Origin of the sequence: Paenarthrobacter sp. NPDC089322, assembly GCF_040684895.1 — a bacterium.
Classification (GTDB): domain Bacteria; phylum Actinomycetota; class Actinomycetes; order Actinomycetales; family Micrococcaceae; genus Arthrobacter.
Genome location: NZ_JBFBGW010000029.1, coordinates 24046 through 37150, shown reverse-complemented (window position 1 = coordinate 37150; position 13105 = coordinate 24046). Strand labels below are relative to the sequence as shown.

The 13105-nt window shown below is 62.4% G+C and carries 15 protein-coding genes and 2 pseudogenes; 9 read left to right on the top strand and 8 right to left on the bottom strand.

The genetic code is table 11. The features are described 5' to 3' along the window. The 7 genes and pseudogenes from AB0N65_RS19900 to AB0N65_RS19870 all read left to right on the top strand — a co-directional run. Nucleotides 1-102 (top strand): annotated as a pseudogene (locus AB0N65_RS19900) (ectoine/hydroxyectoine ABC transporter ATP-binding protein EhuA); the annotation flags it as partial. 3 nt (nt 103-105) lie between these two features. Then, a complete protein-coding gene (locus tag AB0N65_RS19895; protein ID WP_364165747.1) occupies nt 106-1239 on the top strand; it encodes an FAD-dependent oxidoreductase in 1134 nt (377 codons plus the stop codon). Between the two features lie 25 nt (nt 1240-1264). Further along, nucleotides 1265-1546, top strand: a pseudogene (locus tag AB0N65_RS19890) (aminotransferase class III-fold pyridoxal phosphate-dependent enzyme); the annotation flags it as partial. Between the two features lie 202 nt (nt 1547-1748). Further along, entirely contained in the window at nt 1749-3203 is a 1455-nt protein-coding gene (locus AB0N65_RS19885; RefSeq protein ID WP_364165744.1) for an NAD-dependent succinate-semialdehyde dehydrogenase, read from the top strand. Between the two features lie 41 nt (nt 3204-3244). Then, nucleotides 3245-3940, top strand: coding sequence for a GntR family transcriptional regulator (locus tag AB0N65_RS19880; RefSeq protein ID WP_364165741.1), 696 nt, complete (start codon nt 3245-3247; stop codon nt 3938-3940). Between the two features lie 99 nt (nt 3941-4039). Continuing rightward, nucleotides 4040-4702, top strand: a complete 663-nt coding sequence (locus tag AB0N65_RS19875; RefSeq protein WP_364165738.1) for a GntR family transcriptional regulator — start codon at nt 4040-4042, stop codon at nt 4700-4702. Between the two features lie 465 nt (nt 4703-5167). Then, the gene (locus AB0N65_RS19870) at nt 5168-6004 is read left to right on the top strand and encodes an SDR family NAD(P)-dependent oxidoreductase (RefSeq protein WP_364165735.1); all 837 of its coding nucleotides are present in this window, start codon (nt 5168-5170) and stop codon (nt 6002-6004) included. On the opposite strand, the gene AB0N65_RS19865 is transcribed toward AB0N65_RS19870, so the two are convergent. Beyond that, a complete protein-coding gene (locus tag AB0N65_RS19865) occupies nt 6005-6868 on the bottom strand; it encodes a helix-turn-helix transcriptional regulator (protein ID WP_364165732.1) in 864 nt (287 codons plus the stop codon). Between the two features lie 71 nt (nt 6869-6939). Between AB0N65_RS19865 and AB0N65_RS19860 the strand changes: the two genes are divergently transcribed. Then, a complete protein-coding gene (locus AB0N65_RS19860) occupies nt 6940-7452 on the top strand; it encodes a VOC family protein (RefSeq protein WP_364165729.1) in 513 nt (170 codons plus the stop codon). A gap of 260 nt (nt 7453-7712) precedes the next feature. Here AB0N65_RS19860 and AB0N65_RS19855 read toward each other — a convergent pair whose 3' ends face one another. The 6 genes from AB0N65_RS19855 to dhaK all read right to left on the bottom strand — a co-directional run bounded on the left by AB0N65_RS19855 (nt 7713) and on the right by dhaK (nt 11023). Then, entirely contained in the window at nt 7713-8072 is a 360-nt protein-coding gene (locus tag AB0N65_RS19855; RefSeq protein ID WP_364165727.1) for a VOC family protein, read from the bottom strand. 3 nt (nt 8073-8075) lie between these two features. Continuing rightward, nucleotides 8076-8336 carry a DUF4235 domain-containing protein gene (locus AB0N65_RS19850; RefSeq protein ID WP_364165724.1) on the bottom strand — a complete coding sequence of 87 codons (261 nt, stop codon included), beginning with the start codon at nt 8334-8336 and terminating at the stop codon, nt 8076-8078. An 81-nt stretch (nt 8337-8417) separates the two neighbouring features. After that, nucleotides 8418-8594, bottom strand: coding sequence for a CsbD family protein (locus AB0N65_RS19845; protein WP_364165721.1), 177 nt, complete (start codon nt 8592-8594; stop codon nt 8418-8420). 88 nt (nt 8595-8682) lie between these two features. Next, complete coding sequence (gene dhaM, locus AB0N65_RS19840) at nt 8683-9360, bottom strand: dihydroxyacetone kinase phosphoryl donor subunit DhaM (protein WP_364165718.1); 678 nt, start codon at nt 9358-9360, stop codon at nt 8683-8685. Beyond that, on the bottom strand, nt 9357-10019 hold the full coding sequence (gene dhaL / locus AB0N65_RS19835) for a dihydroxyacetone kinase subunit DhaL (RefSeq protein ID WP_364165753.1): 663 nt from the start codon (nt 10017-10019) through the stop codon (nt 9357-9359). Before dhaL ends, dhaM begins: the two co-directional genes overlap by 4 nt. 2 nt (nt 10020-10021) lie before the next feature. Continuing rightward, on the bottom strand, nt 10022-11023 hold the full coding sequence (gene dhaK, locus AB0N65_RS19830) for a dihydroxyacetone kinase subunit DhaK (protein WP_364165715.1): 1002 nt from the start codon (nt 11021-11023) through the stop codon (nt 10022-10024). Here dhaK and AB0N65_RS19825 point away from each other — a divergent pair. Then, nucleotides 10947-11663, top strand: coding sequence for an Lrp/AsnC family transcriptional regulator (locus tag AB0N65_RS19825; protein ID WP_364165713.1), 717 nt, complete (start codon nt 10947-10949; stop codon nt 11661-11663). The two genes, dhaK and AB0N65_RS19825, sit on opposite strands and share 77 nt — an antisense overlap. A 1-nt stretch (nt 11664) precedes the next feature. Here the strand turns inward: AB0N65_RS19825 and AB0N65_RS19820 are convergent, their stop codons facing one another. Continuing rightward, nucleotides 11665-13071, bottom strand: coding sequence for an aspartate ammonia-lyase (locus tag AB0N65_RS19820; protein WP_364165711.1), 1407 nt, complete (start codon nt 13069-13071; stop codon nt 11665-11667). Nucleotides 13072-13105 lie beyond the last annotated feature (34 nt).

The following is a 13105-nucleotide window of genomic DNA, read 5'->3' as shown; positions in this document are numbered from 1 at the left end:
TTCATGGACGAAGGAGTAGTCGTCGAACGCGGCGACGCACGACAAATCCTCACCAACCCCCAAGAACCCCGCACCCAAGCCTTCCTGAAGCAGGTGCTCTAAACCATGGATGGAAAACTCGCTGTCATCGGCCTGGGCAGCATCGGCTCCATGGCCCTCTGGCAGGCATCCCGCCTCACCGACTCCGTCGTCGGTTTTGAAGCACACACCCCCGCCCACGGCCGCAGCGCCGTAGGCGGGGACACCCGCCTGTTCAGCATGATCTACAACGGCAACCCCGACTACTACCCCATCCGGAAACGCTCCCGCGACCTCTGGACCGAACTCGAAGCCGAAACCGGCCAGGACATCCTCACCCGCTGCGGCGGCCTCTCCATCGGCACCAAAGATGGGGCCTACATTTCTGGCCTGCTCGAAACCACCCGCATCACCGCAGCCGAGCACGAGATCCTCAGCCACGAGGACATGGCTGAACGCTACCCCCAGCACAACCTCCGCACCGACGACGGCGCCGTCTACGACCCCAACGCCGGCGCCCTGCGCACCGACCGGGCAGTCACCGCCGCTATCATGGCAGCACAAAACAACGGCGCTACCGTCCACAACAACACCCCCATCACCGACATCACGGAAACCCCCGACGGCGTCCTCATCACCTCCGGACAAAAGTCCTGGACCTTCGAGAACGTCATCATCGCCTCCGGCGGCTGGTCACCGAAACTCATGCCCGACTACCTGAAGGCAGCAGCGGAAACCAAGCGGCTCATCTTGACTTGGTTCGTCGCCCGCGACGGAATGGAGTTCTCCCCGGATAAATTCCCCATCTTTACGAGGATGTACGAGGACCGCTCCATGTACGGGGCACCCGCCGTCGACGGCGTCACCGTCAAGGCAACCCTTGACGGCCGCGGCCGAGCAACGCCCGATGCGGGAAACCTGCCCAGGGAACTCACTCCGGCGGAAATCACCGAGACCGTTGACACCGTCTCGGAGTTCTTCCCGGGCTTGTACCCCACGATCGTCCGCTCCGACGCGTTCCCTGACCTTTACACCAGGGACAAGAATCCGCTGGTGGGCTGGATGGAGGAGGGTGGCCGGATCTACTGCGCAACCGGCTTCTCCGGCGGCGGCTTCAAGAACGCCACCGGATTCGGCGAAATCGCCGCGCACGAAGCCCTCGGCAAACGCACCTTCGACGGCCTCGACTTCGTGCGGCCCCAACGGTTCAAAACCAGCTAAACCGATCCACAAAAGGTACACAATCATGGCAACTCTTGACCCCCTCCTCAAACAGGCCACCAGGTCGTTGTTTACCACGCTCCCGGCAGCTGGATCCACGCGGCAGACGGCAACAAGTACATCGATTTCACGACCGGAATCGGTGTTACCAGAGCTGGTCACTGCCATCCCGACGTCGTCGCGGCAGCCTGTGAGTAGGCGGGCCAAGATTGTCCATGCACGGAACACCACCGTGATGTTACAAGCCGCTGCTTCAGCTGACGGAAAGCTGGGAGACTTTCTGCCCTCGGAGCTGGACAGCGTTTCTTGAGCCATGTCCGGCTCAGGGGCGGTGGAGGCTTCCATCCGCCTTCTCCGCACTGCACAGCACATACTCTCCACGGCCGGGACGAAGCTCCGTCAGGGGCTTCTCCCTGCGGCTCCCCTATGTCCGCGATCGCCGCCAGGTTCACCCAGGCCCTGAAACAGCCACTCCTAACGTCTCTCCAACCATCATTTGAAAGCGTGACATGAGCATTCCATTCGACTCTTCAGGTCTTCACACGGAATTGTTGATCGATGGCATCTGGCAAACGGCCGCCAGTGGTGCCACGTTTCCGGTGGAGAACCCGGCAAACCACGAGATCATCGCCCACGTAGCCGACGGCGGTCCCGAAGACGCTACCTTGGCCATCCAGGCCGCCGGCCGCGCCCAGGCGGAGTGGGGCAAGTCCACGCCCCGCGAACGCGCTGACATCCTCCGCCGCGCGTTTGAGCTGGTCATCGCCAACACGGACCTGCTGGCCGCGATCATGACCGCCGAGATGGGCAAGCCACTGGCCGAGGCAAAGGGCGAAGTGGCATACGGCGCCGACATGCTGCGCTGGTTCTCCGAGGAAGCAGTCCGCATTGGCGGTGACAGCGCCTCCTCCGTGGACGGCAACACCCGGGTCATGATCACCAAGGAACCAGTCGGCCCGTGCGTTCTGGTCACCCCGTGGAACTTCCCGCTGGCCATGGGCGCCCGCAAGATCGCCCCCGCCGTCGCCGCCGGCTGCACCATGGTCTTCAAACCGGCCGAGCTGACACCGCTGACTTCCCTGGCCCTGGTGCAGATCTTCAGGGAAGCAGGCCTTCCCGACGGCGTCCTGAACGTCGTCACCACATCCGCCCCCTCCACCGTCGTCGGAACCTGGATGGGCAGTGGCATCGCCCGCAAGATCAGCTTCACCGGCTCCACCGGAGTCGGCAAGATCCTGCTGCGCCAAGCCGCCCAGAACGTCATGCGCTCCTCCATGGAACTCGGCGGCAACGCCCCCTTCATCGTCCTGGCCGACGCGGACATCGAAAAAGCAGTCGACGGAGCCATGAAGGCCAAGATGCGGAACATGGGCGAGGCCTGCACCGCCGCCAACCGCTTCTTCGTCCACCGCTCAGTGGTGGCTGAATTCAGCGAAAAGTTCGCCAAGAAGATCTCCGAACTGCAGGTCGGCGACGGCGCCCTTGCCGGGACCGACATCGGTCCCCTCATCGAGCAGAAAGGCCTGGACAAGGTCGAAAGCCTCGTTGCCGACGCGGTCTCCAAGGGAGCACGCGTCCTGACCGGCGGCAACCGCCCCGAAGGCCCCGGCTACTTTTACACCCCCACCGTCCTCACCAACGTCCCCTTGGATGCTGAACTGATGAACACCGAGATTTTCGGTCCAGTAGCGGCCATCACGCCCTTTGAAAGCGAGGACGAAGTCCTCCGCCTGGCCAACGATACCGAGTGGGGCCTGGTGGGTTATGTATTCACAGAAAAAATGGACAAAGCCCTCCGCTTCACCACCGAACTGGAAGTGGGCATGGTCGGACTGAACACCGGCACCGTGTCCAACCCCGCAGCACCCTTCGGGGGGATCAAACAATCAGGCCTCGGCAGAGAAGGCGGCAAAATCGGCATCGAAGAATTCCTCGAGTACAAATACACAGCAATACCAATCTAGGAAATATGCGGCGTGGCGCGGTAGGAGAGGAGTGGGATGTCATGGCGGCACCAAAAGGACTCTTTGCAGGAGAGGAAAGAACCACGCCGCAGATGATCGCAGATCAGCTGCGGGAAAAAATCATCCAGGGAGCTATCCGGCCAGGGCAACAGATCAACGAATCCCTTCTGGCCCGCCAGCTCAACATATCCAGAAGTCCTCTCCGGGAAGCACTGCAGCGGTTATGCCAGGAAGGAATCCTCATCAGCAGGCGCAACTATGGCGTGTTCGTCCTGGAAGTAGAAAGACACGACCTCAGGGAGATCTACGAGGTTCGTGAGGTCCTCGAAACCGCCGCCGCCAACAGGCTATTGGACGGCAGCCCCAAGCAGATCACAGAGACCTGCAAAGTGCTCAGGAGAATCGTGGGCGAAATGGCGAAGCAAGTGGCCACTTCCGACTGGCAGACTATCGCGCGGCTCGACATGCAGTTCCACTCAGCCCTTGTCGCCGGGACGGCTAATTCCCGTTTGATCAGGATCTACAAGACGCTCGCGACAGAATCGAGGATGTGTATCCTCAATCTGGAAGTCTCCTACCCAAGGATCGACATGCTGGTGAAAGAACACCAAAACATCCTGGTTCTCTTAGAGGCGGGCGAGAGGAGAGGTCTCCTGGAGGCCATCAGGTTGCATTTAGGAAAAGCCGTCGAGGACCTCACTGGAACTCAGCAGGACAAAGCCATTCGCGCCTCATGACTTTCCCCGCCCGCATGACTGGGCGGGCGCGCCCGTTAGTGTAGGCCCCTTTACGGCGCTCATGGCGGTATAATCGACAATCGACAAGAGGGGGACGCGATGGACAGCAAGTTCAAGTGGCAGGAACAGCGGACAACGACGCCGGACGGCGTGTACCGCGTGCTGCGGACAGCCATCCTGGACGGAACCGTGCCCCCGGGGGAACAGCTGCGCGAGACGCATATTGCTGCCGATCTCGGAATCAGTCGGTCCCCGCTGCGTGAGGCGCTGACCCGGCTTGAGGAGGAGGGGCTGGTCGTGAAGATCCCCTTCCGTGGGTCGTTCGTCGTGGAGGTGAGTGCTCGCGACGTCGCCGAGATCGCATCAATCCGTTTACTTGTGGAGCCTTACGCTGCCGAGCTCTCGGCCGCGACGTTGCGCGGACCTGAGCGGCTTCGGTTGAAGCAGACCATCGAGGAACTCTACCGGGCCACGGACACCAACGACATTCCGGCCAGCGTTGACGCTCACCTTCGCTTCCACAGGCTCTTCTACGAATTCTCGGGGAACGCCGCCTTGCATGCTCTGTGGAACGGTTGGGAGAACAAGCTGCGTCTCTACTTCGCGGTGGACCATCCTACCTACGGTGCTCTCCATGAAATCGCTGTAGAGCACGAGAGACTGGCCGAGCTTGCCTTGGAGGGTGACATGGATGCCTTCCGTCAGGAGATGGAAAACCAATTCCATAATGCGCTCGGCGGGGAAGATTTCAACCAAGCATAAGGACACGCCCCGGTGTAGTCATTAAGAATCCCAATAATCTACTCAAGTATGAATCCGGCCTCTCACATTGTGGCCGCCCATCCGATCTGATCCCTTGGGGTACCCACAAAACTAGGGACAACCATTTTAAGGCACACTCCAACCTGACGTCAGGTGCACCCTCGAAACGCGTCAGATTAGGGTACAAATCCAAATCTTTGACACTGCGCCGCCAACATCAAAGACCCCAACCCGAGACTTGCCCACCGGCCCAATACCAAAGCCGCGTAAAGTCCAGGCACAGATCCACACCCAGACTCCTCCCTGGCGAATCCCCGCAACCCAGCAACCACTAATGCCATCCCCGCAATTACTAAGTACCCTTTGAAAGACGGCACCAAAGACGGCACCAAAGAACGCCCCGGGCGCCCGCACCACGACAACGCCCAATCCAAACCAGACCCCCGCCCGACAAAAGGACCCACCATGGAAACCCCCGAACGTCCTTTGGCCATGGTCACCGGCGCCTCCATGGGGATCGGCTACGAGTTGGCGAAGCAATTCGTAGCCCACGGTTTCGACACCGTCATCGTCTCTGACCACCAAGACATCCACAGCGCCGCGGAAAGCTTAGGCACCTTCGCGGCGAGTCTTGGACTTCCGTCAGGAGCCCCCGCGGTGATACCCCGGCAAATCGATTTGAGCCAGAGGCAAAGCGTGGACCAACTCCGCGAGGCCGTCACTGCACTCGGCAAACCCCTCGAAGCCGCAGCCCTCAACGCGGGCATCGGCGTCGGCGGGCCGTTCGTGGAAACCGCCCTCGACGACGAACTGCGCATCATCGATCTCAACGTCAGCTCCACGGTCGCCCTGGCCAAATGGATCGTGAAGGACATGACCGCCCGTAACGCGGGAAGGATCCTGTTCACGTCCTCGATCATCGCCCGCACACCCGCGCCGTTCCAAGCCATCTACGGCGCATCCAAGGCCTTTGTCCAGTCGTTCGGGCAGGCACTGCGCAACGAGCTCAAAGACACAGCCGTCACCGTCACCCTCCTGCTGCCGGGTCCCACGGAAACGCCGTTCTTCGAGAAAGCAGACCTCCTGGATACGAAGGTGGGCAGCGAAGAGAAGGACGACGCCTCCCAAGTAGCGGAGCAAGGATTCAAGGCCATGATGGAGGGCAAGGGCAACGCACTCGGCGGCTCACTAAAATCACGCACGATGGGCCTTGGGTCAAACATCCTGCCGGATGCTTTGGGTGCCGCATTTGGCCGACGCCTCAGCGACCCAGGATCAGCCGACGACGCCGACAAACAGTAATCAGCTGCCCTCGCCGAACGCTTTTCGGTAGTTGCTCGGCGTGAATCCCAAATATCGCTGAAAGTCGTTCGTCAAGTGCGCATGGTCGGCGTAGCCAAGCTCGGCAGCTATCGCTGCAAGATCCGCTGAAGCGTCCACGCGCGCACGTTCCGCTGCGTCCTGGAGCCTTCGACGGCGGATCAGCGCGGCAGGGCTGAGGCCAATGTACTTCTTGGCCACACGCTGAAGTGTCCGCGAAGACACCGACAAGGAAGCAGCCACGTCCTCCACCCGGACTAAGGCGGCCTCCGAGCTACAGACATCCATCAGCTTGTTTGCCAGCAACGCCTCCTCCGACGACCCAACGTCAACGGAAGCCAGCCACCCCGCAAAGGCCTCGACCGCCCGCTCACGGCGAGCGCCGCCGTCGGACGCAACCCGGGCGCCGCCGTCTGACGCAACCCGAGCGCCGCCGTCGGACGCAACCCGGGCGCCGCCGTCGGACGCCTCCATCGCCTCCACCACCGCAAGGTGCAGCTCCTCGAAAGCCAAAACCGTTTCACCATCACGCAGGCCGCCCGGGTCATCGGTGAAAAGGGGAACGGCAGCCGGCCGCAAGAGGGCACCCACAGCCCAGCCACGCCCACTCAGGTCCCGATAAGCAGCCCGGGTCGTGGGGCCGGTGAAGACCAAGGCGTCAGGCTGCACCACGAGGTTGCACTGCGGATACGCAATCACGTGCTGACGGGAGCTTCGGCCCGGTTCGATGTCCCATTCGGGGATCCAGAACCACTGGACAAGGTGGGCCACGGAAGTAGGCGCGGGCAGGCGATGAAAGGCGGGGAGGCGTGCCGGGTAGAGGATCCCCTTGAAAGAACCTTCCACAGTCTTCCTTCCGGAGGATTTGTCGCGAATTTCCAAGCGCGGCCACCATGAGGGCCCGTAGCGTCCTAGACATGACAGACACTACAAGCACCGAATCCACCAAGGCCGCCCACGGGGAATACACCACCCACGGCATCCCGAACGGCCTCACCAGCCTCACCCCGTTCCTGGCTGTCGTCAACGCCAAGGACGCAATCGGGTTCTACCAGGAGGTTTTCGGCGCCCGGGTCATCAGCGCCACCGAGATGGGCGGGATGGTGGTCCACGCGGAGCTCGACTTCGGAAACGGCCACCTCCAACTCGGCGAGCCCAATCCCGGGTACAACCTGGTCCCGGCGCCGGACGGCGACGACGACTGCTACTCCCTCGGCCTCTACTGCGAGGACGCGGACGGCCTGGTACAGCGTGCTGAACAAGCCGGCGCCATCATCCGCGAGCCGCTGTCTACGTTCGTGTCCGGGGACCGTTACGCGAGCATCCGGGATCCGTTCGGCATGCGGTGGTCCATCATGACGCGTGTGGAGGACATCTCGGAGGAGGAAAGCAACCGCCGTGTTGAGGAGTGGGCGGCGGAGCAGGGCTGACACCCGGCCGGTCAGCCGGGCTGACCCCCGGTGTGGCCGGCCGGCTGCTTGACCGGCCACACTGACTGCCCCGACTCGAGGGGCCATCCGGGCGCTGTCAGCATCGACCGGTGCCTAGCGGTGCGGCCGCGATGGGCCTGGGGTGCCTCTACCCCTACGGGCCGTGGGCACGACGCTGTTATCCGGCTGAGAAGACAGTTATCCCACTAAGAGGTGCCTGCACCAGCCGGATCGTGACGCGAATTGGCCCAAATCAAAGATCAGGACAGGCAAAGGCAGAACGGGTGCCCGGCCGGATCAAGGAACACGCGGAAGGTTTCTCCGGGCTGGTGCTCTGCCTTGGTTGCCCCCATGCCCAGAACGACTTCCTCGCCCTTATCAAGGTCATCCACCACAACGTCGATGTGCATCTGTTGCGGGACGGTTTGCCCGGGCCACTCAGGAGCGCGGTAGGACTCAACCTGCTGGAAGGCGATGCACTGTCCCCCGTCGGCGGGGCGAACTTCGTACCAATCGGTCTCGCCCTTCACTTCCCAACCCAGCAGCCCGGCGTAGAAATCGGCGAGCCCGGAAGCGTCAGGACAATCAATGACAAATGTCGGAAAACGTGCGATAGCCATGGGTTAAACCTCGTCTGCTGTCTTCTTTATGCGGGCAATGGCACTCTTGGTGCCCCGCTGCGTGAGTACGTGAACAACGGCACCAACGCCGGCTGACACGACGGCGAAGAGAAGCACGCCCGGCAGGGAATCGTTGAGGTCCGTTCCGTCTTTGGGAGCCGGCTTTCCGGTTTTCTTCTCCCAGAGTCCTTCAAGCGTCTTGTTCGCCAGGGTGCCGGCTCCAAGGCTGACAACCAGCCCAAACATCTTCAACAGTAAATTCATGGGGAATCCTCCATCAGTCCGCGTGCGGGTTGACCTAAACACGGCAAGGCCGCTGCAATTGCAGCGGCCTTGCCTGAATTCCTAGTCTTTCTTGAAGGCGTCTTTTACTTTTTCGCCTGCGCCCTTGAGGTCGGCCTTGGTCTGTTCTCCGCGGCCTTCCGCTTCCAAGCGCTCGTTGTCTGTCAGCTTTCCGGCGGCTTCCTTGGCCTTGCCTGCAAGCTTCTCTCCAGCGTTCTCCATCTTGTCATCAGCACCCATGTCGCACCTCTTTCTCGTTGTGAACCTGTACCTCTACAACATCACTAATCAGGATCCTTAGCAATATTTGGCGCTTATTCGGCGTGTATCAGAGTTCGCCGAACCCCTCCTCCACCAGCCGTCCCACGTATTGGACAGCCTTCAACGCATCCTTGCCGTTGGCCTCCACGTGCAGGCTTGCGCCCTTGCCGGCAGCGAGCGTCATCAAACCCATCAAGGAGGTCCCTTCGACGCCGTTGACTGTCACCTCGGCGTCCATCCCCGACAATCCTCCGGCGATCTTCGCGGCGGGCCGGGCATGGATGCCCAAGGGGTTGATGAGTTCGAAATCGCCCGCGGCATCCGGCTCGCGGACAGCGTCCTGGACGACGGCGGCGCCGGCCCCAAATGCAACAGCCTCCGCAGCCTTTCGAACATCCCCGACGTCGGCACCTCCTTGCGCTGCGACAGCCGCCGCGACGAGCCCTTCAACCAGCGGTGCGTCGGCGAGCAGCACAGAGTCGGGGTCGCTCGCGAACTCGATGGCCGATTCGGCGGTCATCACCGCCGAACCCAGGTCGGTGAGAACCACCACCCCGTCGCCTCCCGCATCGATCAAGGACTGCTCGACGGCGGCAAGCACCTTCTCCAGACTCGTGCCGATCCGGTCGTCGGCAGTGCCCCCGGCGGCGACGAGTTCGACGTCGGGCGCCATCTGGGAGGCGAGTTCCACCGCACCTTCAGCGATCTTGCTGCTGTGCGAGACCACCACAATCCCCACCGTCATACGGCGTCGGTTCCTGCGTCACCGGTGGAGCCGGCGGCAGCAGCCGCGGCCGCGCGCAACAGCAGCGCCGTCGAAGCTGCGCCCGGGTCGCGGTGCCCGGCGCTCCGCTCCCCCAAGTAGCTGGCGCGGCCCTTGCGGGCGACCAACGGGTCAGTCGCCGCGGCTCCCACCTCGGCAGCTTCCGCAGCCGCCTTCAGGACGGCGAGCGCATCGGCACCCTTGGCGGCGGCGGTGCCCGCGGCGTCAACAGCAGGCGTCCACGCGTCAACCATTGTCTTGTCGCCAAGCTCGGCCTTGCCCCGGGCCACAACGCCATCACGCGCGGCGGCGAGGGCACCGGCCACGGCAGCACCGTCCAAGTCCGTCGCATCTCCTAACGAGGTAGCGGCCCGCAAATACGCCGTCCCGTAGAGCGGGCCGGCAGCTCCGCCCACTTTGGACATCAGCGCCATAGCTGCCGCCTTGAGCGCAGCTCCGGCAGTCTCCGGCGGAGTCTCGTCGAGCTTCTGGAGGACAGCTTGGAAGCCCCGATCCATGTTCTCGCCATGGTCCGAATCGCCTATTGCCCTGTCCAGCTCAATGAGTTCCGTGCGGTGCTCAGCCATGGCCTTCGCGGAAAGCTTCAACCAGTCCACCGCCCAGTCCACGCCCAACCCCATGCTCATGCTCCCCAACGCAGCGCGGCCGTGTGGACGGGAGCGTCCCAAAGGCTGGTCAGTTCGTCGTCGAGCCGCAGCACGGATACCGAGCAACCCTGCATCTCCAGGGACGTCACGTAGTTGCCCACCAGCGAGCGCTCCACAGTGGCCCCGCGCTGGGCGAGCACCTGCGCGGCCCGGCGGTAGACGATGTACAGCTCGCTTTGGGGTGTGCCGCCCATGCCGTTGACGAACAGCAGCACCCTGTCGCCGGAAGCAATGGAGAGGTCCTCGAGCACAGGCTCCAGCAGGCGGTCGGTAATGCCGTCGGCGCCTTCCATGGCAATCCGGTGCCGCCCGGGTTCTCCGTGAATGCCGATCCCGATCTCGATTTCATCCTCAGCAAGCTCGAAGCTCGGCGTCCCCGCATGCGGCACGATGCAACCGGACAAGGCCACACCCATGGTCCGCACATTGGCAACCACGCGCTCGGCAATCGCCGTGACGGCCTCGAGGCCATCGCCGCGCTCCGCAGCCGCACCCGCGATCTTCTCCACCAACACAGTGCCCCCGACTCCGCGGCGACCGGCCGTGTACAGCGAGTCCTCCACGGCAACGTCGTCGTTGACCAGCACCGAACGGACGTGGACGCCTTCGGCTTGGGCCATCTCGGCGGCGGTTTCAAAGTTCAGGACGTCGCCGGTGTAGTTCTTGACGATATGTACGACGCCGGCACCTGAGTCCACGGCGGTCGTCGCCGGGATGATCTGGTCCGGTGTGGGAGACGTGAAAACGGCGCCCGGGACAGCGGCGTCGAGCATCCCCAACCCGACGAAGCCGGCGTGCAGCGGTTCATGGCCGCTGCCGCCGCCCGAGACCAGGGCCACCTTGCCCGCCACAGGACCGCCCTTCCGGACGACGTACTTGGGCTCGGGATGGACGTCCACAATGTCGGCATGGGCCATGCCGAATCCTTCGACGGACTCGTCCACCACTGCGCGTGGATCATTGATGAGCTTTTTCATGGGATGCTCCTGGGCGTGCTGCGTCTGGTGCTCTGACCCTACTACCGGCGGCCCGGCCCAGGGTAGGCCTTGGCGGCTCCTCCACGTCATGGATCCGGTCTCCCACCCTGATGTGGAAGTATCATTTCTTCCTGGACCTTTCGGTCAAGGCAGGCGGTATGGGCCTGCGCGGTTATTTGGGAAGGGACCCATGGAGCGGGCGGGCCTGGACGCTATCGATCAAAGTATCCTCGCGGAACTCACAAGGAATGCCAGAGTTCCCCATGCGGTGCTGGCCAGCAAAGTAATGCTCTCGAGGAATGCAGTGCGTCAACGCATCGAACGCATGGAGCGGCAGGGTTACATCCAGGGCTACACCGTTGTCTCTGGTGGCGCGGATCCGGATTCCGTTTCCGCATTCTTCATGGTCTACCGTAAGGACCGCATGCGCGGAGCCGATGTCTTGAGTGCCCTTCGGTCAATTCCGGAGGTTGTCCTGTGCGATGTCCTCAGCGGCGACTTTGACCTGATAGTCCGTGTCGAGGCCCGGACTCTGGGAAGGGTCCAGGAGATCTGGGAAGAGATAGCAGCGATCCCGGGCGTCGCGGACACCGTGACCGCCATGACTTTGTCCAATGTGATCCGGCGTAGCTCGGCCTAGTTCAGTGGTCGCGCTGCTGCACACCCGGCACGCCGACCGCGTCCGCCACGATGCTCTGCGCCTCCTCGGGCTTCAATAACCCCATGGATGTCACCACCTGAAGTACCGGGGTGTCATCACGAAGGGCTGCTTTGGCGACGGAAGCTGCAGCGGTATAGCCGATTGCGGGGATAAGCGCTGTAGCTAGCCCGGCTGAGCGTGCCGCCCGCGTGGTCAGCAGCTCTTCATTCGCCTCGATGCCTTCAATGCAGTGTGTCCTGAGAATGCGGGCTCCGTTGCTTAGCCAGGCAAGTCCTTGCAACAACACGTGTCCGATGACCGGCTCAAAAGCGTTGAGTTGCAGTTGGCCGTTATCTGCGGCCATGGTGACTGTTGTGTCCGCACCAGCCACGGCGAAGGCAATCTGGTTCAGGGCCTCAGGAATAACGGGATTCACTTTGCCTGGCATGATCGAGGAGCCCGCTTGGCGTGGCGGTAGCCGAAGCTCGCCCAAGCCGTTCTGTGGTCCGCTCGAAAGCAGGCGAAGATCGCTGCTGATTTTTGAGATCTTGATTGCCGAGCGCTTCAGCATGGCGGAGAGGTGCATGAACGCACCCACATCCGAGGTCGCCTCAACCAGGTTCTCTGCGGGGACAAGCTTCCGGCCGGTGATATCTGCCAGCACACCCACTACTTGTTCCCTGTAGCCCGGCTCTGCCGTGATGCCCGTTCCGACGGCGGTTGCGCCCAGGTTGCATTCCAGCAGAAGGCCCGCCGATTCGGCGAGGCGTTGCCGGTCTTCAGCGATGGTGGCCGCAAATGCGTGGAACTCCTGTCCGAGGGACATGGGCACGGCATCCTGCAGTTGGGTGCGCCCGATTTTCAGGATGTGTCCAAAAGCTGCGCCCCTGTCCTGGAAGGCCGCTACCAAACGGTCGAGTTCACCGCAGATTTCCTCGACGGCTCCCACCAAAGCCAGCTTGAGTGCCGTGGGGTAGACGTCATTGGTGGACTGGCAACGATTGACGTGGTCGATGGGATGCAGATATTCGTAGCAGCCCAGTGGATGTCCCAGAAACTCCAACGCAACGTTGGCAATCACTTCGTTGGCGTTCATGTTGGTGCTTGTACCGGCACCTCCTTGGATCACGTCCACGCAGAACTGCTCCCGGAAACCACCTGCCTCCACGGCTTCGCATGCCCACCCGATGGCACGGGCTGCCTTTGGGTCGATGGCGCCCAGATGCCCGTTGGTAACAGCGGCTGCCCGCTTAACCGTTGCCAAAGCAGTAACGAGCCGGGGGTGCTGTGCCAGGGTGATTCCGCTGATGGGAAAGTTGTCCAAAGCCCTGGCAGTGTGTGCCCCCCAGTACGCCTTGGCTGGCACGTTGATACGCCCCAGGGAATCTTCTTCCACGCGATAGTCCATTGTCGGGTTTCCTTCGGATTGTGTATATGGGCGG

What these genes read in the sequence shown, in the direction of transcription:
- AB0N65_RS19895 (WP_364165747.1), top strand. Translation starts at nt 106, where the DNA reads ATGGATGGAAAACTCGCTGTCATCGGCCTGGGCAGCATCGGCTCCATG.
- AB0N65_RS19885 (WP_364165744.1), top strand. Translation starts at nt 1,749, where the DNA reads ATGAGCATTCCATTCGACTCTTCAGGTCTTCACACGGAATTGTTGATC.
- AB0N65_RS19880 (WP_364165741.1), top strand. Translation starts at nt 3,245, where the DNA reads ATGGCGGCACCAAAAGGACTCTTTGCAGGAGAGGAAAGAACCACGCCG.
- AB0N65_RS19875 (WP_364165738.1), top strand. Translation starts at nt 4,040, where the DNA reads ATGGACAGCAAGTTCAAGTGGCAGGAACAGCGGACAACGACGCCGGAC.
- AB0N65_RS19870 (WP_364165735.1), top strand. Translation starts at nt 5,168, where the DNA reads ATGGAAACCCCCGAACGTCCTTTGGCCATGGTCACCGGCGCCTCCATG.
- AB0N65_RS19860 (WP_364165729.1), top strand. Translation starts at nt 6,940, where the DNA reads ATGACAGACACTACAAGCACCGAATCCACCAAGGCCGCCCACGGGGAA.
- AB0N65_RS19855 (WP_364165727.1), bottom strand. Translation starts at nt 8,072, where the DNA reads ATGGCTATCGCACGTTTTCCGACATTTGTCATTGATTGTCCTGACGCT.
- AB0N65_RS19850 (WP_364165724.1), bottom strand. Translation starts at nt 8,336, where the DNA reads ATGAATTTACTGTTGAAGATGTTTGGGCTGGTTGTCAGCCTTGGAGCC.
- AB0N65_RS19845 (WP_364165721.1), bottom strand. Translation starts at nt 8,594, where the DNA reads ATGGGTGCTGATGACAAGATGGAGAACGCTGGAGAGAAGCTTGCAGGC.
- dhaM (WP_364165718.1), bottom strand. Translation starts at nt 9,360, where the DNA reads ATGACGGTGGGGATTGTGGTGGTCTCGCACAGCAGCAAGATCGCTGAA.
- dhaL (WP_364165753.1), bottom strand. Translation starts at nt 10,019, where the DNA reads ATGGGGTTGGGCGTGGACTGGGCGGTGGACTGGTTGAAGCTTTCCGCG.
- AB0N65_RS19825 (WP_364165713.1), top strand. Translation starts at nt 10,947, where the DNA reads ATGTCGGCATGGGCCATGCCGAATCCTTCGACGGACTCGTCCACCACT.
- dhaK (WP_364165715.1), bottom strand. Translation starts at nt 11,023, where the DNA reads ATGAAAAAGCTCATCAATGATCCACGCGCAGTGGTGGACGAGTCCGTC.
- AB0N65_RS19820 (WP_364165711.1), bottom strand. Translation starts at nt 13,071, where the DNA reads ATGGACTATCGCGTGGAAGAAGATTCCCTGGGGCGTATCAACGTGCCA.